Origin of the sequence: Rubellimicrobium roseum (genome assembly GCF_006152145.1) — a bacterium.
Classification (GTDB): Bacteria; Pseudomonadota; Alphaproteobacteria; order Rhodobacterales; family Rhodobacteraceae; genus Rubellimicrobium; species Rubellimicrobium roseum.
This window is the reverse complement of record NZ_VDFV01000034.1, coordinates 1-23,802: the sequence shown is the minus strand read 5'-3', so window position 1 is coordinate 23,802 and position 23,802 is coordinate 1. Positions and strand designations below refer to the sequence as shown.

The following is a 23,802-nucleotide window of genomic DNA, read 5'->3' as shown; positions in this document are numbered from 1 at the left end:
CTCCCTAGGGATAGATGAAGTAGGAAAGCTCGACGGGCTCGTGGCCGGCAAGCCCCAGCCGCGTCCGGCGTAAGCCGATCGCCTGTGGGGTAAGCTGGACATAGATCGTAGCGCGGCCCTGACCGGGCTCGGCCCTGAAGCGCAGACGCAGGCCCTGCGCTGTTGCGACCGCCTCTGCGGGCTCGGGCTGCATCGAGTCGATATCGAAGAACTCGAGAAAGGTCTGGTCCAATTGAAGCTCGATGGCCCTGTCCGTGACAGCGGCGAGATCGACATCGAGCTTGAGCGACGCCGGCGCGGTTTGGCGCTGGATGCGGCCGTAGTCGACGCGAAGCAGCCCGGATGTGTCGGTGCTCGTCGTCCAACTCATCGGACCGACTGCGAAGAGCCCGAGCAAGGCGGCGACGATCACCAGCACCATCACGCCCCAACCGATGCGCTCTGCCATCCAGTCGTGGCTCTGAAAGGCCATGTCCTCCCCGATCTCGGGCGCATGGTAGGAGGTATCCTGAGACATGACGCGTCTCCTGCATGCCGGGTGACCAACGCACGAAGGACCTTTGTGTTGCCGGGGCGTTGTGTCGAGATGGCTCCCCGGCGATGATGCCCCGGCCTTCTGGTGGGCTGGTCAAGTCCCCGAGGCCCGCAGCCGGTGCAGCACCTCCAGAACGGCCGTCAGCAGGATACCCGAGGTCAGCGCGCCCATGTCGCGACATCTGAGCGAGAAGCCTCCAGGCGCAACGAGAAGCGCCGTGACTGCGGCCGGCGGTGGCTTGCTTTCAGCGGAGTCTGCGTCAGAGGGCGAGCGCCATGGCAGTCACAGCGGCCCAGACGCGCGGCTGGATGAGCTCACCGGAAGCGCAGGGAATAGGTATCGGATCCTTTCTCCCGTAAGCCGCATGCAAGGGCGTCATACGTCGAACAGGCCGCCATCGCCCATGTCGTCACCCATTTCGGTCAGCTCGGGTTCCTCGATCAAGCCGTCAAAGTCATTGTCATACAGCTCGAAGATCCCCTCACTGAGCTCCTCGCCGGCAATGAGGCCGTCAGCGTCCACATCGAAATCGCCAAACGTGCCCCAGTCCGCGAATCCATCAAGGAACTCGTCGCGAACGATGATGCCGTCGCCGTCGATGTCCCAGGGTCTGAGAGCCACCCTCTCGTCGAGCGTTTCGTCCTCAGCCAGGCTTTCGTCCTCAAGTACGCCTTCGTCCTCGAGTATATCTTCATCCTCTAGGGACTCGGCAACTTCTACCTCGTCTGTCCGTCGTCAGGTGATTTGAGACTGATGGCGTCGCTTAGGATCGGAGGGTCTGGTCCATCTGGGGGTGAGGTTAGGCGGCTGCGGCGTGGTGCTGCAAGCGCCGGTGGGTCAGGGTCTGTTTCTTGATCCGCTCGCGTTTGGCGAGGATAGCCTCGCCCCGGCCGAAGTAGACGTCGGCGGGGGTCAGGTTGCTCAGGCTCTCGTGGGCGCGGCTGTGGTTGTAATGCTCCACAAAGGCGCCGATCTGCTCCTCGAGGGCGCCGGGCAGGTAGTAGTGCTCGAGCAGGATCCTGTTCTTCAGGGTCTGGTGCCAGCGCTCGATCTTGCCCTGGGTCTGCGGATGCCGTGGGGCACCCCGGATGTGGGTCATGCCTTGGTCCTCCAGCCACTCTGCCAAGTCGCCCGCGATGTAGCTTGAGCCATTGTCACTGAGCAGCCTGGGCCGGTGCCGGACCTTGACCTGGTCGAGCCCTGAGGCGGCCAGAGCCAAGTCCAGCGTCTCCATGACATCGCTGGCCTGCATCGTGGCGCAGAGCTTCCAGGCCACCACGAAGCGGGAGAAGTCGTCGAGCACCGTGGACAGGTAGTACCAGCCCCAGCCCGTCACCTTCAGGTAGGTGAAGTCGGTCTGCCAAAGCTGGTCCGGGGCCGTGGTCTTGTTGGTGAACTCGTCCGCGGCCTTCACGACGATGTAGGCGGGGCTGGTGATGAGGTCGTGGGCCTTGAGCAGGCGATACACTGAGGCTTCAGAGACGAAGTACTTCTGCTCGTCGGTGAAGCGCACGGCTAACTCTCGAGGTGAGAGCTCCGGCTGCTCGAGAGCCAGCGCGATCACCTTGGCCCGGACCTCGTCGGGGATGCGGTTCCAGACCCGGCTGGGCCGGGAGGGGCGGTCCTCGAGCGCCTCAGGTCCTCCGGTCTGGTAGAGCTCGTACCAGCGGTAGAACGTGGCTCTCGGGATCCCGAGCTTCTCCAGGGTCCGGCGGACGGGGAGATGGGACTGCTCTACGAGCCGGATGATCTCGGCCTTCTCGGATGCGGGGTACCTCATGCGTCGTCGCCCCCAGCCCCGCTCATGCTTTTTTTGAGCAGGCGGTTCTCGAGGGTGAGGTCGGCCACGACCTCCTTCAGGGCGCTGGCCTCGCGGCGGAGCTCCTTCACCTCGTCCGAGGTCGCGGCCCGGGCGGTGTCGCCCGCCAGCCTCTTCTTGCCGGCCTCGAGGAACTCCTTGGACCAGCCGTAGTACATCGACGAGCTGATCCCCTCGCGCCGGCACAGCTCGGCGATGCTGTCCTCCCCGCGCAGACCCTCCAGCACGATGCGGATCTTCTCCTCGGCGGAGAACTGGCGCTTGGTGACACGCCGGATGTCCTTCAGGACGGCTTCAGCAGGAGCCTTCTTCGTTGGCCCGGATGTCTGCTTCATCTTCGCTCCTTAGCGGCTACGATGAACCAGACATCCTCCTCTCACAAAACACCCCGGTTGTCTCATGGGCGCTGATCCGGGACAAGTCGCCGTCTGCGATCTCGGCTGCAAAGATCGGGCCCAGCACCTCGTCCGCGCGCACGCGCCGGTAGAAGGCATGAACCATCCACGCGATCCGTGCCTCGTCGAGCCCGGTGCGACGGCGGATCTCCTCGATTAGATCATTGCGGCTGGTCGTTGTCATGGAGGCTTGCCCTTCTTGCTCCGAGTGCGACCTGTCAGGGTCACGTCATCGGGTCTTGCCATAAAGGAGAGCCGCTCTCCTTGCGTTACGACAAAGTCCGCGAAGCGATCACCTTGCGCCTTTGGCGGAACCCAGATTACGGTTTGAGGGTCAGGGCGAGAGAGTGCTCTCCGGCTTCGGGACGGCCCGAGCCGCGCCTGAACGGCTTCGATGAATGGCCGTGTTCGCGATATGCGACACCAAAAGAGGAGCGACTGCTAGCGTAGTCACTCCCAGTAAGCCAAGTCCAAACTGGATCTCGGGATACATAGCCGCTCAGTCTGAGGAGTCGTCCTTAGCGTCGATCCGAGCGCCCAGTCAGCTCCTGAAATCGTCCGTACTCCTGGACGACCTCTTGCCCTTCCGCGAACGCGCGGTCCCGTTCGGTGTCGAGACACCGCAGGTAGGCCTCGAAATCGGCAATGTACTTTTCGAAGTCTTGGCGGATGAGGTCGGAGTAGGCTTCAACGTCCCGACGGTCGCTTGGGACGAACGGGCGCACAGGGGGGATACATCCAAGCTCTTGGCCCAGGACCGGTGCCGCAACTGTGGCGAGGAGGGGGACAAGTGATGACAACTTCGTGAACACGCAATAACCTTCTGCTAGGACTCTGTTTTCCGCAACCCAAGTTGCGCTGGTCAGGCTGAACTCGCCCTCAGGTAGAAGATACCGCTTGCCCGCGTCCTTATGCAATCGTACCGTTCCTCTGACAGCACCGGAGGCGGGTCGATACGATTGCGGATATTAATTCCGTGGATCGAACTATGCCAAATCAAGGGCCCGACGTGGTGAGCGACGAAGGACTACGCGAGCTTTTGAGTCGTGGCTACCAAGCTGTAGTCATTTGCTCGGAGGCGCCCTTGCAGAAGGCGTATTTCTGGCATGGTCTATGGCATATCCTTTGCGTGTCGCTCGATGGCCAAAGCGAGAGGCTCCTGGTCTCGGCGCGGCGCGATGCCGAGGGCGGCGACAAGCCCCGTGAGTTCCGCACCGCCAACGGGCTCATCAGCTTCCTCTACAGCCTGGGTTTCCGCACCGTCATGGTTCCCATGGAAGAAGGCGGGCGCATCAGCCACAATCTCCTGCATCACGGTCAAACGCGCAGCTAGCGTTTCCGCTCTGATCCTGGGCGCCGCCTTGGCGGGCGCCAGTCCAGCCCTGAGCGAGGGCATGGTCCTCGTGATGCGCGAGGACGGTGTGCTGGAGGCTAGCCGCGACGGTGGGACCGGGTTCGCCCGCTATTATGGCGATGGCGTACGTAGTGAAATGCAAGGCGTCCTGCTGTTCGGCGGCGACGAGGCCGAGTTTCCCGAGGAGTTGGAACCGGCCACGATGGCCCGCGCCTCACACGCCCGCGCACCCGCGTCCGAAGTCCTGGCCGAAATTGACGCCGCGGCGTTGCGCTACGCCGGCCATGACGCGCTTCGGCAGGCCGGGCTGAGCGTCACCGAGTGGCTCCACCTGTATCGGGCCAACATCGAGATCGAGAGCGGCTACAACCCTCAGGCCCGCAGTCCCGTGGGGGCGATCGGCCTTGGCCAGCTCATGCCCGGCACGGCGTCGCTCCTCGAGGTGGACCCGCACGACTGGCGACAGAACCTAGATGGATCGGCGCGTTATTTGCTGATGCAATTGGGCCGTTTCAGATCTCCGGAATTGGCCCTAGCGGCGTATAACGCCGGGCCCGAAGCGGTCCTGCAATACGGCGGCATTCCACCTTACCAGGAAACGCAAGGGCACGTTCGCAAGGTGATGTCGGTCGTGGCCCGGCTCGGAGTGGAGTTTTGAAAGTGCAAATGCAAAGACATATGATCGTCGGCATCAGCATCGCTATAATGGTCGCCAGTCCGGCCGTCGCGCAGACAGTGGACCTGTCGCCCCTGCAGAACGTCTTGCAGGGCATCGTGGACGCGCTCACCGGCCCGCTCGGGATCGTCCTAGGCACGCTTGCGCTCATGGGCTGCTTTCTGGGCTGGCTCTTGGGCTACATCGACTTCCAGCGCGCCCTCTACGTCGTCGTGGCCATCGTCGGCGTCGCTGCCGCGCCCACCATTGTCGCCACCATCTTCGGCGGCGCCTGAGGGCGGCGCGACATGGCAGAGCAGACCCGGCTATTCCTTGGCCTGATCCGCCCCCCGAAGCTCCTGGGCCTGCCGATCATGTACGCTGTGGTCTGGCTCTTCGGGGCGGCTCTTCTGTTCGTCTGGGTCCAGCACTGGACCGTCGGAGTCCTGATGGTCCTCGCCTACCCCGTGCTCTGGAAGGCGGCAGACTGGGACCCGCACTTCCTCGACGTGGTCTCGACCGTGCTGCAGCATACGCCGCCCAGTCTGGATCGTTCTGACGAGGGGACCATTGATTATGCCCCGTGATACGATGGAGACCGGAAGCCCCCTCGACCTCACCGGCCTGCTGCCCCAGCCCCGGCGCGGCGACCGCCATCTGGCTCGGATGCTGCCCTACGTGTCCCTCGTTGACGACGGCACGGTGCGCACGCGCGGCAACGAGCTCCTCCAATGCGTCCGCCTCGATGGTCTCAACAGCGGCACGGTGGAGGACGATCTGCTGGACCGCACCAAGCGCCTGTTCGCCCAGGTTCTGGCCCAGGTCGGCTCCGGCTACGCCTTCTATGTCCACAAGGTCTCGAAAGGCCTGCACCACGAGCTGCGCCCGATCGACAACGGTTTCGCCGCCGTGGTGGACGCCCACTGGCGCGCACACTTGGATCGCCTCGGGATGCGCGACCGGACCCTGACGCTCACGGTGATGAAGCGACCCGAGCTCGGGACCAAGGTGCCCTTCTTGGCACGCAAGTCGGCCGAGAGGCTGAAGGCGGAGACCGCGCTGTCTTTGCGCAAGCTGAACGAGGTGGTGGGCTTTATCCTGTCGAGCTTCGGCGAGATGCGGCCGCGACGGCTCACGGCCTCGAGCGGCGAGCTTCTGGGTTTCCTGGGCGCGCTCAACACCGGCGAGGAGCACCCGATCGCTACGCTCTCCCGCTACGGATTTCTGGCCGAGGACGTCGCCAACACCCGCGTGAGCTTTCAGGGCACCCGCTTCGCGCTCTCGGACGGCATCGTCGGGCGCAAGTTCGGCACGAGCTCGCCATCAAGACCTACCCCGCCAAGACCGAGGTGGGCCTGTTCGACGGCCTCAACCTGCCCGTCGACATGGTGGTGACCCACAGCTTTACACCCATCAACTCGAACCTCATGGCCGAGCGGATCAAGCGCCAGAAGCGGCTCATGCACGCGAGTCAGGACGGCGCGACCTCGCTTCTGGCCGAGCTGGACGAGGCGCATGACGACCTGGAGTCCAAGCGGCTCATCTTCGGCGACCACCACATGACGGTCACGGTGTTTGCCGGCACCCTCGCCCGCCTGGATGAGCTCGCGAGCGAGATCCGCAACATCGCCGCCAGCCGGGGCATCCTGATGGTCAACGAGGCCTTTGCGGCACAGACCCACTACTTCGCCCAGCACCCCGGCAACGCCCCTATGCGGGCTCGCCGCGCCGCGATCACCAACCGCAACTTTGCAGACCTCGCGGCCTTCCATCGCACGCCCTTGGGCAAACGGGGTGGGGAGACGCCCTGGGGCACCCCGCTGACCATGTTCCCGACCCCCGAGCGGTCGGGCTTTTGGTTCTCCACCCACGAGCAGGGCCACCCGGAGAAGGAGCCCACAAGCGGGCACACTCTGATCCTGGGTCGTTCGGGATCCGGCAAGTCGGTGCTCGCGGCCTTCTTGATGGCCCAAGCCCGGAGGGCCGAGGCCCGCATCCTCGTCTTCGATTACCGGGCCGGGATGGAGATGGCGGTGCGCGCCCTGGGTGGCGCCTATGCCCCCGTCCGTGCGGGCCTGCCGTCGGGGCTCAATCCTCTGTGGCTGGAGACCGACGAGCGCGGCCAGGCCTGGCTCGCCGACTGGCTGGTCGCCCTGCTCACACGGGAGGGGCGGCCTTTGTCTCCGGTGCAGACCAACCGGATCAACGAGGTGGTCCGGCAGAACGCCGAGGCTCCGCCGCATCTGCGCAACTGGACGGACCTGGCCTCGCTCTTCGCTTCGGCCGATGACGGCGGCGACCTCCACGAGCGCATCCAGGAATGGACTGAGACCGGGCGCTACGGCTGGATCTTCGGCCAGACCCGAGCGGACACCTTCTCGCTCGACGGCGATGTGGTGGGCTTCGACCTCACCGGCATCCTCGACAGCGAAAGCGAGAAGGAGCGCATGGCGGTCCTGAGTTACCTCTTCCGTCGCGTGGAACGGCTGATCGAGGACCGCCGGCCTACGGTGATCGTGGTGGATGAGGCCTGGAAGGCGCTCGACACATCGTACTTTGCGGAACGCCTCTCCAACTGGCTCGTCACCGCCCGCAAGCAAAACGCGGCGGTGGTGATGATGACCCAGTACGCGAGCCAGCTCGAGCGCACGCGCACGGGGCGCACCATCGTGGAGGCTGTGCCGACCCAGGTGCTGTTGCCGAACCTCCGGGCCCGGGCCAGCGACTACGAGATGCTGGGCCTCAGTGACAAGGAACTGGCCATGCTTCTGGAAAGCGGCAGCGGATCGCGGCTGGCGCTGGTGCGCGATGACCGGGGGTCCATCGTGGTCGACACCGACCTGTCCGCTCTGGGGCCGCACCTGACCATCCTGGGCGGCATGGACAAGGGCGAGGGTCTGGCCGGCCCGGACTGGCGAACCCGCCCCGACTTCTGGAGGCTGTAATGCGAGCGGGATGGATCGTATCGCTCCTGATCGCGGCCGCCGCGCTGGCGGGCTGCGCGACGGCCCAGGGCCCCACAGCGACCTGCTTCAATCTCTTGGCGAGCGAAACGCCCTGCGAGTTCCGACCTGTGCCCGGGCAGCCGGACGGCGATGCGTAGGCTCGCGGGCCCCACGGCGCTAGTGGCGGCGCTGGCTGCCCCAACGGCCAGCCCGGCCTTTCTGGGCGGGCTCTTCGGAGGATTCGGCGGCGGAGACGTGTTCGACCTGCGCGCCTGGGTGCAGCGTGAGGCGATCCTGGAGCAAGGAACCGACGACCTGGCCGTCCAAGAGGACCGCCGGATGAACGCGACGACGATGCTCAAGATCGAACGGGAGCAGCTCGCGGCTCTCGACCGCATCCTGGCCTCGGTGTCCGCCACGGATGGATCCGGCACGCCGCTCGCGATCGAGGAGTTGGAAGGCGACGGCACGACCTTGGCCTCGGCGAGCCTCCTCTACGGCCCCGAGGACCCGAACCCCGCCGCCGCGCGGCTCTTCGGGGATGCCAACGTCACCGTCGAGGAGCTCATCATCCAGGTCGCCAAGGACACGGCGGGCTACCCGGGCGTGAGCGCGGCCGGCCTTTCGCCCGTGCAATGGCGCTGCCTCTTGCAGGCGCTGATCTGGCAGGAGAGCCGGTTTCAGGTAGGGGCGCGCTCCCCGGCCGCGGCCTTCGGGCTCACCCAGATCATCCCGGGCACCGCGCAGCAGCTCGGCATCTACCCCGAGTACTACAAGGACCCCTACCTGCAGGTCGAGGGCGGCGCCCGTTACCTCTCCGAGCAGCTTCAGGCCTTCGGCGGCAATGTCGTCTTCGCGCTCGCGGCCTACAACGCCGGTCCCGGCGCCGTGCAGAAGTACGGGGGCGTGCCGCCGTTCTCAGAGACCCAGCACTACGTGAAGGTCATCCCGGCCAAGTACAACACCTACCTCGCGGCCGTGGGCGGCATCGACGCCCTGGGCACCATCGACCCGGTGCTCCTCGCGGGCGCGACGCTCTCGCTCACCGCCGACGCGGCCATCATCTATGCCGGGCACACGGACGCGATGGTCGCGGCGGCGGCCGAGCGGCTCCGGAGCATCGTCACCCGCATCCGCCTGACGGCGGACGCCGAGGAGGCCATGAGCCTCAACACCTACGCGCGGGCCGAGATCGCCCGTCTCCTGGTCATCATGGTCCGCCTCCAGGCCGCCCACACGCAGCCCCTGAGCGCCGAGCAGGTCGCTCTGGCCGCGACCATCGCCGCCGAGCGCGACTATGCGGATTTCACCTTGGAGACCTTGGAATGAAGCGCCTCCTCCTCTCGACAGCCCTGGTCCTGGGTCTTGCCCCAAGCGCGCATGCCGCCATTCCCGTCATCGATCTGCGAGCCATCACCCAGCAGATCGCCCAGCTCGATCAGATGCTGGAGGACTTCGGCATCCAGTCGGACCTCCTCGACAACGCTCTGGAGCAGCTCAAGACGCTGCAGGACCAATACGCCAAGCTGACCGAGACCTACGAGGCGCTGACCGGCGAACGGGACATCATCGAGCTGGTCATGGGCGGCGAGCTGGACAACCTCCTGGGTGGCAACTTCACCGACGTCGTGGCCTCCATCCAGGCCGTGCAGCAAGGGAACTGGTCGCAGCTTGTGGGTCCGAACGCCGGTCGTGTGCGCGAGGAGATCGAGGGCGTTTTGAGTGAGGCTGGCTTCGATGCCGCCACCCTGGAGCGCATGGCCGCGGGCAACCCTCGGGGCACGGGGTCCTCGGATCCGGGCGGCACGCCAGGAGACGGCGTGGGCACCGACGAGGAGGCGCAGCGGATCGCCACCCGTGCCACCACGGGCGCAACGATGAGTGCCGCGGCGCAGGTCAGCCACGAGAACGCCGGTCAGGCGGCCACGCGCATCGAGACGCTGGTGGCCGGGATCGGCGACCAGGCGGACCTTAAGGCCTCCATTGATCACAACACCCGCGTCACCGCCGAGATCGGGATCATTCTGCTCGAGATGCTGCGCCTGCAGTCGGTGGCGACCGTGGGCGCGGGCCAGGCGGGGGTGATCGACGCCGCCACCATCGCCGCCGAGCGCGAGTATGTCGATTTCACCCTGCCGGACATGGAGTGAGAGCCGCCCCATGAACCGGATGAGCGAGATCGTCGAGGAAGAGCTGATCTTTGGAGCACGCCGGCGCGAGCGGGTCTGGAAGGCGCTCGCGGGCGCAGGCTTTCTCTTCGGGGTGGCCGGGTGCCTGGCGGCGGCGGCCGTGGCGGTCCTCGACGTGGACGCCCCTCCGGCCCTCGTCGCCTACGACCCGGACACCGGTATGGCGCTGCCCGAGGCCGCCGTGCAGGCGGTCACGCTCAGCGAACGTCCCGCCGTGATCCAGTCCGAGATCTATCGCTATGTCGCGGCGCGCGAGACCTACAACCAGCTCGACAACGACCTGCGGGTGCGCGGCGTGCTGGCCCAGAGCGAGGGACCAGCGGCCGACACGCTACGTGCTCTCTGGACCAGCGGGCACGCCGCCTACCCGCCGACCGCCTATGGTGACAACGCCCGCATCGATGTGGAGGTGCTGAGCATCACACTCATCACCAACAACCGCGCTCAGGTGCGCCTTCGCAAGCGCCTGACCGCGCCCGAAGGCGTCACCACCGGGCTCTTCACCGTCACGCTCATGTTCGCCTTCGAACCGGGCGAGCGGCGCAGCATTGACGAGGTCTGGGGCAATCCTCTGGGCTTCGTGGTGCTGGACTACGCCATCGTGTCGGACCGACTGGAGGAATGAACATGGGCCCCTTAGGACGTCTCGGATTGGTCCTGGGATTGGCACTGGCTCTCGCGTCTGGCGCGCTGGCGGAGGTGACGCCGAGCCGGGGCGCTTACGACGAGCACGTGCGGGTGGCGTCCTATGTGGACGGACAGGTCTACCGGCTGAACACGACGCTCCTCCACGTGACCACCGTGGAGTTCGCACCCGGCGAGAGCATCCGCTCGATCGTGGCAGGCGACACCGAGGGCTTCCAGTTCGACGGCATCCCGGGCGGACAGGCCTTTGCCGTCAAGCCCACCATGTCCGGGGTCCGCACCAACATCACCGTCTACACGAACCTCCGGAGCTACTACTTCAATGTGGTCGAGGTGAACGGTCCGACCCACTACGTGGTGCGCTTCTCCTATCCGGGCGCCTCCGCGGCGCCCCAGAACGCCATCGCCCGGGCCGCGCCCAACTATCGCTACGGCGCCAACGGCGAGACCGAGTTCACCCCGACGGCGGTCTGGGACGACGGCACCTTCACCTACTTCCAGTTCGCCTCGAACGCGCCGCTGCCGGCCGTCCTGCGGGTGGGGGCTGAGGGGAATGAGCGCACCGTCAACAGCACGACCCAAACGAACGGGGTGGTGCGTGTCTCGGGCGTGAACACCCGTTGGGTGCTGCGGCTGGGAGAACAGGTGGTCTGCGTGCAGGCCCTGGAGGGCACCTCATGAACGACGAGGACCGGATCGATCTCAGCGAGCGCCTGGAGGCGCTGGAGGACAAGCCGCCCCGGACGCGGGCCGCGAAGGCCACGCCTGCCAAGGCCAGCGGCGGCCTTCTTGCCATCGCGGTCCTAGGCGCGGGGCTTTATGTCATGACGCAGATGGAGCAGCCGGAGCAGGCTCTGGCGACGGCCCAGCCCGATGACTGGCAGGGCACGGGCAGCGGATTTGAAGCGATGCCCACGCCGACCAAGGCGGAACCGGCAGCTCCGGCCCTAAGTCCGGTCCCCATTCCCGCTGCGGCCCAACCTGCGGAGCCCCCTGCCCGGCCGACAGGTCCCTCCGAAACCGAGCAGGAACTGATGCGGACCCTGGCTGAACTCAGCGCCGAGCTCGATGCCATGCGGGAGGCTGCGCAGTCTGGTGGAGACCCTACGCGGGACGACGCAAGCGCGGCTCAGATCGACCGGCTGACCGAACAGTTGGCGGCGCTGTCAGAGGAGACCGACGACCTGCGACGAGACGCGCGCGAGGCGGATCGCCTCGCCCGCGAGCGCGAGAACCAGATCCGCGGACTGGAGGCCCAGCTCGAGGCGGCGCAGTTCGAGCCCGAGCCCCTGGGACCCAGCGGGTTGGAGGTGCCTTCGGGCGACCCCTCCGAGGCCGAGCGCCTCGGGGCTCTGGAGGAGCGCCGCGCTCGGGCCGAAGCGGAACGCCAGGCACGGGTCAGCTCGTCCCTCATCGCCTTCGGCGGCTCGGGCGCAGCCCCGACCGACGCCGGAGCCGGGCCGGACCTGGGACAGAATGAGGAGTTCCTGCGCCAAGGCGCCCGCCGGGCCGAGGTCGAGCAGGCTAGCGTCATCGCCAACCCCTCTCGTACCGTCATCCAGGGCACGGTCATCCAGGCCGTCTTGGAGACGGCGATCATCTCGGACCTCCCCGGCGCCATTCGCGCGGTCGTCTCCGAGGACGTGCACAGCTACGACGGCAGCCGTGTCTTGATCCCCCGCGGTTCCAAGCTCATCGGCCGCTACAACAGCCAGATCGAGGCCACGCAGCGCCGGCTCATGGTGGCCTGGGACCGCATCATCACCCCGGACGGCCAGTCGGTGACGATCGCGGCCTATGGCGCTGACGAGCTGGGCCGCTCTGGCACCACGGGCCGGATCGACCGGCGCCTGGGCACCCGCTTCGGATCGGCGGCCCTTGTGTCACTGATCTCCGCCCTGCCCTCGGCCGCCGCGGCCTCGGCCGACGATCCGCTGGCTGCGGAGCTCGCCCTGGCGCTAGGCGAGGACGTGGAGGACGCAAGCCGGTCCGTCCTCGACGAGTACCTGTCCGTAGCCCCCACATTCTATGTCGACCAGGGCGCCCGCATCACCGTCATGGTGGACCGCGATCTGGAGCTCTACTGATGGCTGACAGTTATCTCGCGGCGTCCCTGGATCGCCTCGGGCCTGCGGCCAAGCGGGAGGACGTGATCGAGATTGCGGTCAACCCGGATGGCTCCCTCTGGGGCGAGTTCCAGGGGGACCATGCCATGCAACCGCTGGGCACGACGCTATCCCCGGTGCAGGTGCGCGACTTCGCCAACCAGATCGCCTCGGCGGCGCGCACCACGATCTCCGACAAAAAGCCGATCATCAGCGTGTCGATCTTCTACGGAACGCGGCCGATCCGGGCGCAGGTCGTCATGGCGCCGGCCGTGGAGGGCCCTGCCCCGTCGATTTCGTTGCGCTTCTTCTCGTCGGTGCCGCTGGACGCCATCAGTCTCAGCTGGCTTTACGACCGGCCACGGAGCCTTGAGGAGTTGCGGCGCGAGCGCGCGGAGGAGCTGCGTCAGGTCGTGGCTGGAGGCGACATCGCGGCCGCGACCGGCTTCTGCGTCCGTCACAAGCTCAACATCATTGTCTCGGGCGGCACCAACACCGGCAAGACGGTGGCGCTCCGCAAGCTCCTCTCGCATGTCTCTCCTTCCGAGCGCATCGTCACCATTGAAGAAGCGGCCGAACTGCGCCCTGAACAGCCCAACGTGGTCACGCTCATCGCCAGCCGCGATGACCCCGCGAGGAGCGCCGACCTTCTGTTGACGTCGACCCTACGGATGCGGCCCGACCGGATCATCCTGGGCGAGGTCCGGGGCGGTGAGGCGATGAGCTTTTTGGAGGCCATCAACACCGGGCATGGCGGTTCAATGACGACGCTGCATGCCGAGACACCTCAACTCGCGGTCAAGCGCCTCGCCATCGCCGCTCTGAAGGCCAACCTGCCCATGACCTACGCCGAGGTCTTGGCTTACATCGAGCACACCATCGACGTGATCGTACAGGTAGGGCGACACGAGGATCGGCGCGGCATGACCGAGTTCTTCCTGCCCGGGCTGGCGCGCGAGGCGGCATGACAAACGCGATGGAGGACATCATGGGATGTATGCGGATTGGCCTTGCCCTGGCGGTGGTCATGTCGGGGCCTGGAATGTCGGCTCTGGCCCAAGAGAGCACAACGAACGAGTTCAACGATCTCACCCCACCCGACATGAGCGCGTCCCGGGACGACCGCGAGTATCGCGTGTGCCCCGACCGCGAGCCGCGGCCCGAGTGGGTAGGCAACTTGGGTGTCCGTGAAAGCTACAGGGGCGTTCTCCTGATGAGGATCTACGAGGCTCGCAGTTACGAGGCTATCGTGGCAACTGGTGACTGCTCTTGCGCCAATCGCGCACCTTCGTGGGACGCAGCCGAAGCTGAGTATCAGGAGAACTATGCTCAGCTCGACCCGCAGGCACAGCAGCGTGCGACGAGCGAGTTCCGCCGTCTCAAGAACGACTTCCAGCGCGACGCACGATCAATCTGTGAAGCCCAAGGCAACTGGTGAGAGGACGCCATGGGCTTCGTCACGTGGATGGTTCAGACTGCCGATGAGGCGCTCGATGCAGCGGCCGAGTCGTCCTTTGGCGCTCTGGCCGGAGCCATGGGGAGCATGATCATGCTGGCCTCGACGCTCCTCATCATCCTGGTGCTGGTCAGTTTCGCATTTCAGACCCGTTCTATGGACGGCCGGACCGCTGTGCTGCTCCTCGCGCGTTTGCTCCTCATCAATGCCTTCGCTCTCAACTGGGTACAGTTCAACGCCGTCTCGAGCGCGATCATCGACGGCCTCGACCAACTCGGCGGCGCGATGATTGAGGCATTAGGGGGAACGGGCCCAGAGGGGGCAATAGGGTTTGCCGAGGCATTCGATGAAGTGCTGGCGACCTTTGGTGACTATTTGAACGCTGCCACGACCGAGATGGGCTGGATGGCCGGGGCCATGATCACGGCCCTTGGCACCGCAATCATGGGGATCGTGGGAGCGCTGGCCGGCGGCGTGCTGATCTTTTCCAAGATCATGCTGACGTTGATGATCGGCTTGGCCCCGGTCATGATCGCGGCCTCCATCTTCGAGGCGACAAAGGACTACTTTCATCGCTGGCTGTCGGCGCTCGTAGGTTATGCGATGTACCCCCTCATCATCGCCGGCGTCATGTCCACCATCGTCAGCATGGCACGCAGTATGATGGAAAGCTTGGGCGACCCGAATGACGCTGACAGCATCGGCGCGCTCCTGCCCTTCTTCGCTATGGTGTTCATGGCCGCCGGCATGATCGCGGCCATCCCGCTCATCGTGAAGGCGCTCTCGGGCAATGTGGTCATGCCGCACGCGCCAAGTGCGGTTGGGGCGGTCCAAAGCATGATAACCCGTTACACGGCGGGGCAACGCAGATCCCATGAACGCGAACGGGAGCGGCGCGAACAGGCCAGATGGCAGGAAGAGGATCGCCTGAGAACGCAGGCTCAGAGAGCGGGCAGCGGCGCAGGGAGCGGGTCCGGTGACTCAGGACAAACGGTCGTGAACTATCAGGAGATAATGGCGCGCAACCGTCGCCTCGACGCTGCAGGAATAACCGGCCCCTCGTCCCTGCAACCCAAACCCACCGTCAAGCCCACGTCCTGACGTTGCTGCAAGAACGGATTCAGGAGCAAGCTTGAGCGGTCTTGGTCGGCGGCTCTCGGACATCGCCTATAGGTTATCTGCTATTCTCTATACTTCCTCGAGCATCGGCGTAGGGAACCCGGACCCGAGTGTCAGAACCTCAGACCAAGCGGATACTCTCGCTCGCATCCCCATGCTCGGGCGTTTCCGCAGGACGGTCCTGATCTGAGCGATCCGACGGCGTCGCCGGCGCTGGGGTGTTCAGGAGATCGCTGAGCCGCGACGTGGCCTCCCGGAGGCGGGGTACGTCGGCCGGCGTCAGGAGGGTCGGCTCCAAGAGAGCGCTGGGACCGGTGCGAACGGCCTGGCGGACCTGGCTGCGTCGTGCCGAAGCGACCAGCCGGCCGCCCGTCGAAACCGCCCCGTCTGGGTCGTTCGCCGCCCCCTGCCCTGTCGGGTCACCGCTCACGGGCGCGGCGGGTGCAGGCTCGGGGGAGGATGCGGGGCTCGATCGGTCGGCCGTCAGGCGGGCGACCGAGCCGGTCAGCGCAGCAATCTGCTGCTCCACCGTCGTGACCCGACCGTCGAGGCGTGCTGTCGCCGGGTCCGGATAGGGCAGATCGCCCGACTGCGCCGCATGCAGGGCCCGAAGGACCGGATCCTCGTAGTACTTGATCCGCTTGGCGCGGATCGGGCACTGGGCGTCGATCACCAGCACGACGTCGTCGAGGCTCATGGTGCGCGCCTGGTCCTCGGACAGGAGTGGCGCGTCCTCGGTCCGCTCCGACAGCGTGCGGGACTTGAGGGGACTGGGGCCGAGGGGTCGCGACTTCGAGACGACGCGCCGGGTGGTGCGGCCCACGGCGGCGCTCAGCTCGGCGATGGTCTTCGGGTCCGACGGGGTGAGGTAGAGCTTCACGCCGGCGCCGCCCTGCAACGAGAGCCGCGTGTTCTCGCCGTAGATCTCGTCCAGCGCCGGGATGGTCTGGGTCACCAGCGCCAGATGCGCGCCGTACGAGCGCAGCGTCTTGATCGACTCGGCCACGATCGGCATTCGTCCGAGCCGGTCGAACTCGTCGAGCAGGATCATCACCGGCCAAGGCTCGTCCGGCCCCGGCTCATGGGCCTGAAGGGAGGCGATCAGGTCCGAAAAGAACAACCGGAGGAGTGGCGCGAGCGGCCGGATCATCTCGGGCGCGACCTCGAGGTAGACGGCGTGAGGCGACCGCCTCAGCTCCCGGAACAACACATCACAGTGCGCGGTGGCCGCGTCGATGGCCGAGTTCGCCCAGGTGTCGAGGCCCGAGGTCATCAGGAGCGACAGATAGGACGTGAGGGTGTCGGGGTTGATGGAGGCCAGGGACTCGAACAGGAGCCGCGCGGCCGGGTTCTTTACCTCGAGCGCGAGCCGGGCGTAGGCCTTCTGCTTGTCCCCTCCCCCGGCCGCAATGCGGTAGATCTCGCCCAAGGTCGGTCGGCCGCGCTCGAGGGCGAGCATGCCGGCCGCCACGAAGAGGTTGATGCCGCCCTGCAGGAGGCCGGCCACGCGCTCGCTGTCGGCCTGCAGGAAGAGCCCTGCGGTCAACCGCAGCTCCATCATCTGCTGATCCGGATTCGACAGCTCGGCGATGCGGCTCAGCGGGTTGTAGCGGTGCGTGGGCCGGCCGGACCAGTCGGCCGGAGCAAAGCGAATCACCCGGTCACCCATGGCCTTGCGGTGCCGCGAGGTCTCCCGGAAATTCTCGGCCTTCACGTCGAGGACCACCACCGAGCCCTTGAAGGTCAAGAGGTTCGGGATGACGAACCCGACCCCCTTGCCCCGCCCGGTCGGGGCCACGAGGAGCGCGTGCGGGAACGTCGTCGAGACCAGGAAGGGGGCACGGCTCCTGGCGCCGCCGAGCTTGCCCAAGAGGAAGCCACGCCCGGGCCGTCCCAGAAAGCCGTTGCGCCGGAGCTCGGCCCGGGTCTGCCAGTGCGTGAGCCCGAACCGGGTCAGCGCCTCGTTGGCGGCCAAGCCGCTCACCCCGAGCCCGAGGACCAGGCCTCCCCCGAGAATGGCCACCGCCGTCAGGAACTCGGCCGGTGCTCGCTCTCGGAGAACGCCAAAGCTGCGGACCAGGAACAGGAAGTCGATGCGCTCGAGCGAGCCGCCGAACCGGGTGGTCAGGTAGGCGCTGGCGATCGCATAGCCGAAGGCCAAGCCCAGGGCGGCGAAGGTGACGGCGCCCAGGGCCGCCTGCGGCCTAGCCATGGACCGGCCCTCGGGTCCCGTGCTGCAGGCGCTGCGCATCGATCCGGGCGTCACTGAGCGCCTCCTGAACCTGCCGGGGCACGTCCGAGACGGGCGCGGTCTCCCCCGTGTCCAGGTAGGCCTTCGCCAGGTGGAGCCGGTCGAGACGGTCTCCGCTGAGCCCGGTCAGCGCCCGCTCGTCGCCCTGACGCACCTGCGCGAGTTGCTCGGCGGTCAGGAGGCGCTCGATCTCCTCCCGGAACCTCTGCGCCTCGGCGAGGGAGCCGAAGGCCGGCGCATCGACCGGCGCGTCCTGCAGCCGCCTCAGCGCGTCTGTCACCGCGTTGGCGCCGGTCGAGGCGGCCTCCTCCCGCAGGGCCACACGGCTCTCTCGCAGGAGCCCGGCTGCGTCCAGCGCCGCCCCAAGCCGGGCTTGGACCTGCTCCAGCCGATCCAGCGCGCGCTCGAGGTCCTCCGGCTGGGACAGGTCAAGCCCGTGCCGGGCCGCCAGCGCCCGGACGTCATTCGCCAGCCACTGCCGCTCGAGTGCGGCGTTCGTCGCCCCGATCTGGAGACGAGCCAGGACCTCGGCGGGTGCGATCCCGGTGTCCTGCAGGCTCAACTCTAGTGCCGCCCGCACGGCGGGGCGGTCGAGTCGGTCCAGAGCGGCCTGGTCGACCGCGTCGCGGCCATACAGGCCATCGGCGCTCGCCCGGTCCTGAAGCGAGATGGAGTCCGGCCCCAAGGGGCTCAGGTGGCCGACCGACGCCAGCACCTCGTTGAGCCCGTGCTCCAGGCGCGGCCGCTCCTGCGGCTCGGCCGTGGCGATCCGGTGCTCCACGGCCCTGACCGTGTGCGTGAACTCCCGCAGCAGGGTGTCGAACGAGTCCTGGGTGTCGGCCATGTAGATGCCTCCTGTGGGCTGGATGCGGTCACCGCGGGCCAGGATCGCGCTGGCCCGCAGGAGAGCGTCGCTGACGTCCTCGAACCCGGCCCGGCTCGCCTCGACCGCGAGCTCCCGGTACGTCGAGCCGGCCTCCGCGATCCGCTGGAGCGCGCGGTCGAGGCCTGGGCCGACCCGAAGGCGCTCGGGGGCCCCCTGCCCTACCGCCCGCGCCCGCTGCACCTCGGCCGAGTTGGCCCCGTACGTGAGCACCCCCCGGTCGAGACGGCGGGTGGCTTCCAGCCGCAGCCCATAGCGCTCGCCATGCTCGACCATGGCCTCGCGGAAGGCCTCGTAGCTGAAGTGGTGCCCGCGCCGGAGATAGAACATCTCCCCGTCCTGGCTCCGGCGGTTGAGCACGATGTGGGCGTGCGGATGCGCGCGGTCCTCGTGGATGGCCACGAGGTAGTCGAAATGTGCATCCTCGCCTTGGAAGAACTGCTCGCAGATCCCCCGGGCCACCTCGTGTACATGCTCGGGCCTGGTGCCGACCGGAAAGGCCATCAGGAGGTGCGATGTGTGCCCGAGCTTGGGCGTGCGCTCGGTGGTCCACTGGGCGGTGAAACGCTTGGCCAGCGCCCGGATCTCGGCTGGCGTGAGCACCGCCTGACCGTCGAAGGTGCCACGCGCGTCGAAGAGGCTGCTCGACTTCGTCGTGAGATAGGTGAGCTGCGCGCGCAGTTCCGCGCTCGTACGGCACCCGCCGTTCCGGATCGCCTTGAAGATGGCCGGGCTGTGACCCCGGGCGGCGCGCACCATCTGCGCCCGCGGCCCGGTCAGGAGTGAGCCGCGGGACCGGTCCGAAATCCCACTCGAGCCCCCAGGCACGCCCCGACCCCGGACCCGACTCCAGCCGTCCCCGAACAGGTCGGCCGCCGGGGCGAGGCTAGGGCGCCGCATGCGGGTCCTCCTCTCGGAACGCGTCCACCACCCGGACGTCGAGTTGGGACCGGCGCGACCGCGCCAAGGCCTGGATCTGGTCCGCCACCTCGAACACGACCCGGAGCGCCTCCCGGACCTCGGCATGGCTCTGCGCCGTGTAGGGCAGAGGGTGGCCGAGCAGGCGAGCCTCGTTGCAGGCGCGCGCGATCTGGTTGACGTTGCCACCTAGCCGGTTGATCGCTGCCCCGAGTTCCTTGAGCGCTTGAGCGCCCGCTTCATCGGGGGCCAGGAGGTCGCCGGCGGTTCGCATCATGCGCTTCAGAGCCGCCGAGCGGGTCAGGCCATGGCGGCTTAGCGCCACCTCGAATTGCCGCAGCTCCCGCTCGGACACCCGGACTGCCACCACCTGCGTGCCCACCTCCGCAGGGCGCCCTTGTCCCTGCCGCAGGGTGGCGTGGATCGTCTGCCGGGACACACCGAACCGGGCCGCGAGGTCCTGCGCCGGGACCCCCCTGCCCCGCTCCCGCACGATCTCGCGGCGCTGGCTCTCGGTCAGTCTGCGTGTCGGCATGATGTAAAGTTTACACCCGCTATTTCTTGCCATCCTACAACCGCAGAGAATCTTCGCACAAGCAAAGATGCGCTGTGGTTGTAGTCCATGTCGCGGACCCGCAGGGTTCGCCCCGGCGTGCTTCGACGCCGGGACCCACTGATGGACCGTGCCACCTGGGCTCGGCTGGGGACGAACGACGTGGCCTCAAGCCAGCCGAACGGCCGTCCCGTGTCTCTCGCCGTGTGGACTCGTCAGAGCTCGGCCGCAGGACCGAACCTGAACCGACACGAGCACGACACCAGCAGCCACGCGTCGGCGGTCACGTTCTATCAGGTCTCGACTGTCGAGGATCGGGTCTATTTTGTCGCCACTCGGCCGTCGGATCGCGCTTGTCGTGTATCGCCCATGGGATCTCGTTTCCGTCCAGTCGTAAATCGATCGTTCGTTCTCGGCCATCGACTATGGGTTCTGGTACGTCCGTCATCGCTTCACTGCTAGCGCCTGTCGGTCCTGCCCTCTCGGCTCTTTGCTAACTATACTCGGCTCTAGGAACTAGGTCGTCGGGTCGATGCACTATTCCGTCGACTATGCGCTCCATATTATGGCTTATATGTTATCGGTTATGCGGGATCGGTTGGTGAGCATAGGTCGTGCCCTGTGCGTCACAGGCTATCGCTTCAATCCTGTCGAGGATTGACCGTCGACCGGACGTGATCTGTGATCGCCTCAAGGTCGTCGGCTATGCACCGTCGACTATCGAGGCAGAAAGGCAGACCTGGAATGGCAAACGACAACATGGTGGTCGTCGCGGCGGTGGCCCGTAAAGGCGGCTCGGGCAAGTCGGCCCTGGTGAAGGCTCTGGCCAGCGCGGCGTTGTCCGCCGGCAAAACCACATTGCTCATCGACACCGACCCGCAGGGCGACCTGACACGCTGGTACGACCGGGCCGCCAAAGGCGGGCTGACGCCGTCTGGCGCACAGTTTGCTGCCGTCAGCGACACCCAGAGCCTGGAGGCCGTAATCGACGAAGCCTATTCGGGCGGCGCGACGGACTTCGTCTTCATCGACACCGCCGGGGTCGGGGGCGCCTGGGCCGACGACATTGCCATGCTGTCCGACCACCTTGTGACGCCCGTGGTGGCAACGGTCACCAACTTCGACGTCGGCACCCAGACGGTCGAATGGTTTCGGCGGTTGCATGACCGCGTGGAGCGGCCGGAGGACCTGCCGCCCCATCACGTGGTCATCACCCAATTCCCGGCCAAGGCCTCGAAGCTGGAACTGGCGTTGCTGGAGGAGGCAACCACGCGGTTTCCGGTGATCAACAGCGTCATCCAGCACCGCAACGCCTACCACATGATGGACGCCCAGGGGTTCCTGGGTGAGATCCTTCGCAACTACCGGGACCACCCCAACCCACTCCAGCGCAGCCACGCGCGCCACTACGAGGAGGCCCTCATGGAGGCCACCGACGTTCTCAACGACATTCTGGCGAACTGACCATGGCACGACGCAAGCTTCAGCCGGTCCGCGAGATCGACCCCGCCTACACCGGAGGCCTCGGACTGACGCCGCGGCCGTCCCAGCCGCCAGCCTCTCCCGTCGAGCCTGCGCCGGGGCCGGCCCAAAGCAACGAGCCGCCCGCGATGCCCCCAGCCGCGGCCGACCCCGAGCCGGAAGTGTCCACCGGGCCCGCGCCCGCACCGACCACACCTCGGACGGCCCGGCCCCGACCGGCCCGGACCCGTCCGGAAGCTCCCCCTGTCGCCGCCCCCAAGAAGCGCATCGTCATCGCCGTGAATGCGCGTCCCCTGGCCATGCACGTCGAGCAGATGGCCGCGACGGGGTTGCCGGAGCAGGACGTCATGAAGGCGGCGTGGCGCAAGACGGCCGCACGCGTGGCTCTGGCGCCGGTCTTTGTCGAACCGCCGAGCGCGGACAGGGCAGGGGGGTCGACCCATGTCTACAGCACCACTCTGACGCTCGATGGCTCGACCCTGGCTGCGCTCACGGAGGCGCAGGACCCCTTGGGCGTCAAAAGCCCCTGGTCTCTCGTCCGAGGCCAGATCGAGCCGGTCTTCTGGGCCGCCCTGGACGAAGTGTTGGCCCAAGTCGGCCGACGGACGTGAGGCCGAGCGGGCGGCGCAGACCGACCCCAACCATCCGATGAGGACCGGCATGGGGGGAAGGAGTTTCGACTTCCTTCCCCCCGAAGCGGATTAGACGGGGCCGTGGCTCGGTCGCCTCTGGCTCCCTGCGCCCGCACCACCCCCGTCGAATCCGCTTCCCCCCCATCCTCTCGTCGCTCGCCGCTCGGGCAGAGGGTCAGGCGCGCCTGACCCTCGCCCTCCAGTATGAACCAAGCAGGGTCCGGCCGTCGCAGAGCGCAGCGACAGGTGGATCAGATGCGAAGAGAACGACGGAAGCTCGGGACCCTCACCGGCACCATCACCGATGCCGCAACCGGCGAGGTCTTAGGCTGGACCTACCTTTGGGACAACGGCGAGGAGTCCTGGCTGATGAGGGCGAGCCTCCCGCCCGTGCTACGGGCGAACCTCCGACGCCTGGCCGATCCCTAGGCGCCGACCTGAGCTTTCGGGGCCAGCAGGTCGAAGTCATCGGCGGCCAAGGTCACGCCATAGATCGTTTGGCCGTCCTTCTCGTACCGGGTCTGACGAAGCGTGCCGCGCACATGCACCAGGTCCCCGGTCTTCACGTGGTCCTTGGCCCAAGCAATCACCCGCTCGTTGAAGAGGGTGACCTCGTTCCAGTAGGGGTTCGATTGGAACTGACCCGCGTCGTCCTTGCGCCCGTACTCGGCGGCGACATCCACCCGAAGGGTCGGGCCCACAGAGCGCACTTTCCCGACGTGGCCGATGATCTGAAATTCGCTGAAGGTCCGCATGGCAGCATCCTTTCTGGGCCGTCGCATCAAGACGGCGCTGTGACGATCATATGGGATTGTCGCGGCCGCGCAACTTGAAGTTGAAGCAGGTGACCCACGACAGCTGGAGGAAAGGGGGCCGCTTACGCGGCCACCTCGGACTCGTGGGCCACGGTCGCGCCGCAGCGCCCGGTGATGAGGTCCACGGCCTTCTGCGCCTCGGAGGCAGCGCGGAAGATTGCCTTCTTGTCCCGGGCCAAGGCCTCCAGCCAGCCCGCGACATACGCGGCGGATTGGTCGATGGAGGGGGTCAGACCCAGGGTGGCGAAGAGGAGACATTGCCCGATCTCGGCCACCAGCTCCTCGAAGGCATAGGCGGCCCGGTCCTTGCAGCGCGAGATCCGGTCGAGCCGGGCGCTGCCCCCGGTCCAGTGCACCGCCTCGTGCCCCAGCGTCTCGTAGTAGCCTTGGGTCGTGTGGAAGGTGACGAGGGGGGGCATGTGGATGAGATCGCGGGCGGGGTGGTAGTAGGCGCGCGGGTCCTCGCTCGTCTCGATCGTGGCCCCGAGCCGGGCGAAGTAGGCCTCCAGCCCCTCGTCGGGCTGGGTCCCGAGGTTCACGGCCGGCTCGGCCTCCTGTATGAAGCTGGCGGGCAGCCCGTCGATCTGGCCCGCGTTGAACACCCGATAGGCCTTGAGGTAAGGGCGCCGCTCCTCCGTGCCGTCCTCGTCCTCCCTTTCCACCACGCCGTACTTAACAACGAGGGTGGATCGCTCGCCGCGACGGACCTGCCCCCCGAGCGCCTCCGCCTGCTTGTAGGTCATCCAGAAGGGCGAGGCGTAACCTTTCTCGGACGCCTCCAGCCAGAGCATCAGGACGTTGATGCCCCGGTAGCTCTCACCGGTATGGCGACGGGGAAAGGGACAGCCGCGTCCGCCGGTCCAGGGCTTGCGCCAGGGCGGGGTGCCCGCCTCAAGGGCGGCGATGATCTTGTCCGCGATCTCGCGCTCCGGGTCGAAGGGGGTGGTCGTGTGGGTCGCCATGATCGGCTCCATCTCCAGCGTGGTGATGGGCGGTGTGGGTCTGGTGCCCTTGTCCGCCTGTGGGCGACGCCGGTCCGATCTGACTTCCG

The 23,802-nt window shown here is 66.9% G+C and carries 25 protein-coding genes and 1 pseudogene; 16 read left to right on the top strand and 10 right to left on the bottom strand.

The window, feature by feature from the left end:
- Window positions 1–4: 4 nt before the first annotated feature.
- From FHG71_RS16865 to FHG71_RS16845, 5 genes are all read right to left on the bottom strand, one after another.
- Window positions 5–517: a hypothetical protein gene (locus tag FHG71_RS16865; protein WP_139082870.1), complete on the bottom strand. Its 513-nt coding sequence runs from the start codon at window positions 515–517 to the stop codon at window positions 5–7.
- 393 nt (window positions 518–910) lie between these two features.
- Window positions 911–1,156: an EF-hand domain-containing protein gene (locus FHG71_RS16860; protein ID WP_139082869.1), complete on the bottom strand. Its 246-nt coding sequence runs from the start codon at window positions 1,154–1,156 to the stop codon at window positions 911–913.
- Window positions 1,157–1,334: 178 nt separating this feature from the next.
- A protein-coding gene (locus FHG71_RS16855; RefSeq protein WP_139082868.1) for an IS3 family transposase occupies window positions 1,335–2,689 on the bottom strand; the annotation gives its coding sequence in 2 pieces (ribosomal slippage) (window positions 1,335–2,350 and window positions 2,350–2,689; 1,356 coding nt in all).
- A gap of 16 nt (window positions 2,690–2,705) precedes the next feature.
- The gene (locus FHG71_RS23660; protein WP_176559472.1) at window positions 2,706–2,933 is read right to left on the bottom strand and encodes a globin family protein; all 228 of its coding nucleotides are present in this window, start codon (window positions 2,931–2,933) and stop codon (window positions 2,706–2,708) included.
- 334 nt (window positions 2,934–3,267) lie between these two features.
- Window positions 3,268–3,561: a hypothetical protein gene (locus FHG71_RS16845; protein WP_246045491.1), complete on the bottom strand. Its 294-nt coding sequence runs from the start codon at window positions 3,559–3,561 to the stop codon at window positions 3,268–3,270.
- A gap of 272 nt (window positions 3,562–3,833) precedes the next feature.
- Between FHG71_RS16845 and FHG71_RS16840 the strand changes: the two genes are divergently transcribed.
- From FHG71_RS16840 to FHG71_RS16780, 13 genes and pseudogenes are all read left to right on the top strand, one after another.
- The gene (locus FHG71_RS16840) at window positions 3,834–4,082 is read left to right on the top strand and encodes a hypothetical protein (protein WP_139082867.1); all 249 of its coding nucleotides are present in this window, start codon (window positions 3,834–3,836) and stop codon (window positions 4,080–4,082) included.
- Between the two features lie 61 nt (window positions 4,083–4,143).
- Entirely contained in the window at window positions 4,144–4,761 is a 618-nt protein-coding gene (locus FHG71_RS16835; RefSeq protein WP_139082866.1) for a lytic transglycosylase domain-containing protein, read from the top strand.
- Window positions 4,762–4,769: 8 nt separating this feature from the next.
- The gene (locus FHG71_RS16830; protein ID WP_139082865.1) at window positions 4,770–5,054 is read left to right on the top strand and encodes a TrbC/VirB2 family protein; all 285 of its coding nucleotides are present in this window, start codon (window positions 4,770–4,772) and stop codon (window positions 5,052–5,054) included.
- A gap of 12 nt (window positions 5,055–5,066) precedes the next feature.
- Entirely contained in the window at window positions 5,067–5,345 is a 279-nt protein-coding gene (locus FHG71_RS16825) for a VirB3 family type IV secretion system protein (protein WP_139082864.1), read from the top strand.
- Window positions 5,335–7,703, top strand: a pseudogene (locus FHG71_RS16820) (VirB4 family type IV secretion/conjugal transfer ATPase). The gene FHG71_RS16825 and the pseudogene FHG71_RS16820 overlap by 11 nt, the downstream one beginning before the upstream one ends.
- A 150-nt stretch (window positions 7,704–7,853) precedes the next feature.
- Window positions 7,854–9,032 carry a lytic transglycosylase domain-containing protein gene (locus tag FHG71_RS16815; RefSeq protein WP_139082863.1) on the top strand — a complete coding sequence of 393 codons (1,179 nt, stop codon included), beginning with the start codon at window positions 7,854–7,856 and terminating at the stop codon, window positions 9,030–9,032.
- Entirely contained in the window at window positions 9,029–9,853 is an 825-nt protein-coding gene (locus FHG71_RS16810) for a type IV secretion system protein (RefSeq protein ID WP_139082862.1), read from the top strand. Before FHG71_RS16815 ends, FHG71_RS16810 begins: the two co-directional genes overlap by 4 nt.
- 10 nt (window positions 9,854–9,863) lie before the next feature.
- Window positions 9,864–10,517 (top strand): VirB8 family type IV secretion system protein, encoded by a 654-nt coding sequence (locus tag FHG71_RS16805; RefSeq protein WP_139082861.1) that lies wholly within the window; start codon window positions 9,864–9,866, stop codon window positions 10,515–10,517.
- On the top strand, window positions 10,514–11,218 hold the full coding sequence (locus FHG71_RS16800; RefSeq protein ID WP_425467369.1) for a TrbG/VirB9 family P-type conjugative transfer protein: 705 nt from the start codon (window positions 10,514–10,516) through the stop codon (window positions 11,216–11,218). Before FHG71_RS16805 ends, FHG71_RS16800 begins: the two co-directional genes overlap by 4 nt.
- Entirely contained in the window at window positions 11,215–12,624 is a 1,410-nt protein-coding gene (locus tag FHG71_RS16795; RefSeq protein WP_246045490.1) for a TraB/TrbI/VirB10 family type IV secretion system protein, read from the top strand. Before FHG71_RS16800 ends, FHG71_RS16795 begins: the two co-directional genes overlap by 4 nt.
- A complete protein-coding gene (locus FHG71_RS16790; RefSeq protein ID WP_139082859.1) occupies window positions 12,624–13,610 on the top strand; it encodes an ATPase, T2SS/T4P/T4SS family in 987 nt (328 codons plus the stop codon). Before FHG71_RS16795 ends, FHG71_RS16790 begins: the two co-directional genes overlap by 1 nt.
- A gap of 8 nt (window positions 13,611–13,618) precedes the next feature.
- Window positions 13,619–14,080 carry a hypothetical protein gene (locus tag FHG71_RS16785; protein ID WP_139082858.1) on the top strand — a complete coding sequence of 154 codons (462 nt, stop codon included), beginning with the start codon at window positions 13,619–13,621 and terminating at the stop codon, window positions 14,078–14,080.
- Window positions 14,081–14,089: 9 nt separating this feature from the next.
- Entirely contained in the window at window positions 14,090–15,199 is a 1,110-nt protein-coding gene (locus FHG71_RS16780; protein WP_139082857.1) for a TrbL/VirB6 family protein, read from the top strand.
- 139 nt (window positions 15,200–15,338) lie between these two features.
- On the opposite strand, the gene FHG71_RS16775 is transcribed toward FHG71_RS16780, so the two are convergent.
- Genes FHG71_RS16775 through FHG71_RS16765 form a run of 3 tightly spaced genes read right to left on the bottom strand, consistent with a single transcriptional unit; the run spans window position 15,339 to window position 19,804 of the window.
- Window positions 15,339–17,429 carry a type IV secretory system conjugative DNA transfer family protein gene (locus FHG71_RS16775; RefSeq protein ID WP_139082856.1) on the bottom strand — a complete coding sequence of 697 codons (2,091 nt, stop codon included), beginning with the start codon at window positions 17,427–17,429 and terminating at the stop codon, window positions 15,339–15,341.
- Window positions 17,422–19,251, bottom strand: coding sequence for a relaxase/mobilization nuclease domain-containing protein (locus tag FHG71_RS16770; RefSeq protein ID WP_176559471.1), 1,830 nt, complete (start codon window positions 19,249–19,251; stop codon window positions 17,422–17,424). Before FHG71_RS16770 ends, FHG71_RS16775 begins: the two co-directional genes overlap by 8 nt.
- Window positions 19,238–19,804, bottom strand: a complete 567-nt coding sequence (locus FHG71_RS16765; RefSeq protein WP_139082854.1) for a helix-turn-helix domain-containing protein — start codon at window positions 19,802–19,804, stop codon at window positions 19,238–19,240. The genes FHG71_RS16770 and FHG71_RS16765 overlap by 14 nt, the downstream gene beginning before the upstream one ends.
- 762 nt (window positions 19,805–20,566) lie before the next feature.
- Between FHG71_RS16765 and FHG71_RS16760 the strand changes: the two genes are divergently transcribed.
- The 3 genes from FHG71_RS16760 (at window position 20,567) to FHG71_RS23655 (ending at window position 22,365) form a co-directional block, all read left to right on the top strand.
- Window positions 20,567–21,286: a ParA family protein gene (locus FHG71_RS16760; RefSeq protein WP_139082853.1), complete on the top strand. Its 720-nt coding sequence runs from the start codon at window positions 20,567–20,569 to the stop codon at window positions 21,284–21,286.
- A gap of 2 nt (window positions 21,287–21,288) precedes the next feature.
- The gene (locus tag FHG71_RS16755) at window positions 21,289–21,915 is read left to right on the top strand and encodes a hypothetical protein (protein WP_139082852.1); all 627 of its coding nucleotides are present in this window, start codon (window positions 21,289–21,291) and stop codon (window positions 21,913–21,915) included.
- A 276-nt stretch (window positions 21,916–22,191) separates the two neighbouring features.
- The gene (locus tag FHG71_RS23655) at window positions 22,192–22,365 is read left to right on the top strand and encodes a hypothetical protein (RefSeq protein ID WP_176559470.1); all 174 of its coding nucleotides are present in this window, start codon (window positions 22,192–22,194) and stop codon (window positions 22,363–22,365) included.
- Here FHG71_RS23655 and FHG71_RS16750 read toward each other — a convergent pair.
- Together FHG71_RS16750 and FHG71_RS16745 are read right to left on the bottom strand one after the other, a co-directional pair.
- Window positions 22,362–22,691 (bottom strand): single-stranded DNA-binding protein, encoded by a 330-nt coding sequence (locus FHG71_RS16750; RefSeq protein WP_176559469.1) that lies wholly within the window; start codon window positions 22,689–22,691, stop codon window positions 22,362–22,364. The two genes, FHG71_RS23655 and FHG71_RS16750, sit on opposite strands and share 4 nt — an antisense overlap.
- Before the next feature lie 122 nt (window positions 22,692–22,813).
- Complete coding sequence (locus FHG71_RS16745; RefSeq protein ID WP_139082850.1) at window positions 22,814–23,713, bottom strand: ArdC family protein; 900 nt, start codon at window positions 23,711–23,713, stop codon at window positions 22,814–22,816.
- Window positions 23,714–23,802: the final 89 nt, after the last annotated feature.

Excerpts from the sequence above, each read along its gene's own strand:
- FHG71_RS16865 (WP_139082870.1), bottom strand. The coding sequence starts at position 517 with ATGTCTCAGGATACCTCCTACCATGCGCCCGAGATCGGGGAGGACATG.
- FHG71_RS23660 (WP_176559472.1), bottom strand. The coding sequence starts at position 2,933 with ATGACAACGACCAGCCGCAATGATCTAATCGAGGAGATCCGCCGTCGC.
- FHG71_RS16835 (WP_139082866.1), top strand. The coding sequence starts at position 4,144 with ATGGTCCTCGTGATGCGCGAGGACGGTGTGCTGGAGGCTAGCCGCGAC.
- FHG71_RS16830 (WP_139082865.1), top strand. The coding sequence starts at position 4,770 with ATGCAAAGACATATGATCGTCGGCATCAGCATCGCTATAATGGTCGCC.
- FHG71_RS16825 (WP_139082864.1), top strand. The coding sequence starts at position 5,067 with ATGGCAGAGCAGACCCGGCTATTCCTTGGCCTGATCCGCCCCCCGAAG.
- FHG71_RS16815 (WP_139082863.1), top strand. The coding sequence starts at position 7,854 with ATGCGTAGGCTCGCGGGCCCCACGGCGCTAGTGGCGGCGCTGGCTGCC.
- FHG71_RS16810 (WP_139082862.1), top strand. The coding sequence starts at position 9,029 with ATGAAGCGCCTCCTCCTCTCGACAGCCCTGGTCCTGGGTCTTGCCCCA.
- FHG71_RS16805 (WP_139082861.1), top strand. The coding sequence starts at position 9,864 with ATGAACCGGATGAGCGAGATCGTCGAGGAAGAGCTGATCTTTGGAGCA.
- FHG71_RS16800 (WP_425467369.1), top strand. The coding sequence starts at position 10,514 with ATGAACATGGGCCCCTTAGGACGTCTCGGATTGGTCCTGGGATTGGCA.
- FHG71_RS16795 (WP_246045490.1), top strand. The coding sequence starts at position 11,215 with ATGAACGACGAGGACCGGATCGATCTCAGCGAGCGCCTGGAGGCGCTG.
- FHG71_RS16790 (WP_139082859.1), top strand. The coding sequence starts at position 12,624 with ATGGCTGACAGTTATCTCGCGGCGTCCCTGGATCGCCTCGGGCCTGCG.
- FHG71_RS16785 (WP_139082858.1), top strand. The coding sequence starts at position 13,619 with ATGGAGGACATCATGGGATGTATGCGGATTGGCCTTGCCCTGGCGGTG.
- FHG71_RS16780 (WP_139082857.1), top strand. The coding sequence starts at position 14,090 with ATGGGCTTCGTCACGTGGATGGTTCAGACTGCCGATGAGGCGCTCGAT.
- FHG71_RS16775 (WP_139082856.1), bottom strand. The coding sequence starts at position 17,429 with ATGGCTAGGCCGCAGGCGGCCCTGGGCGCCGTCACCTTCGCCGCCCTG.
- FHG71_RS16770 (WP_176559471.1), bottom strand. The coding sequence starts at position 19,251 with ATGCGGCGCCCTAGCCTCGCCCCGGCGGCCGACCTGTTCGGGGACGGC.
- FHG71_RS16765 (WP_139082854.1), bottom strand. The coding sequence starts at position 19,804 with ATGCCGACACGCAGACTGACCGAGAGCCAGCGCCGCGAGATCGTGCGG.
- FHG71_RS16760 (WP_139082853.1), top strand. The coding sequence starts at position 20,567 with ATGGCAAACGACAACATGGTGGTCGTCGCGGCGGTGGCCCGTAAAGGC.
- FHG71_RS16755 (WP_139082852.1), top strand. The coding sequence starts at position 21,289 with ATGGCACGACGCAAGCTTCAGCCGGTCCGCGAGATCGACCCCGCCTAC.
- FHG71_RS23655 (WP_176559470.1), top strand. The coding sequence starts at position 22,192 with ATGCGAAGAGAACGACGGAAGCTCGGGACCCTCACCGGCACCATCACC.
- FHG71_RS16750 (WP_176559469.1), bottom strand. The coding sequence starts at position 22,691 with ATGCGGACCTTCAGCGAATTTCAGATCATCGGCCACGTCGGGAAAGTG.
- FHG71_RS16745 (WP_139082850.1), bottom strand. The coding sequence starts at position 23,713 with ATGGCGACCCACACGACCACCCCCTTCGACCCGGAGCGCGAGATCGCG.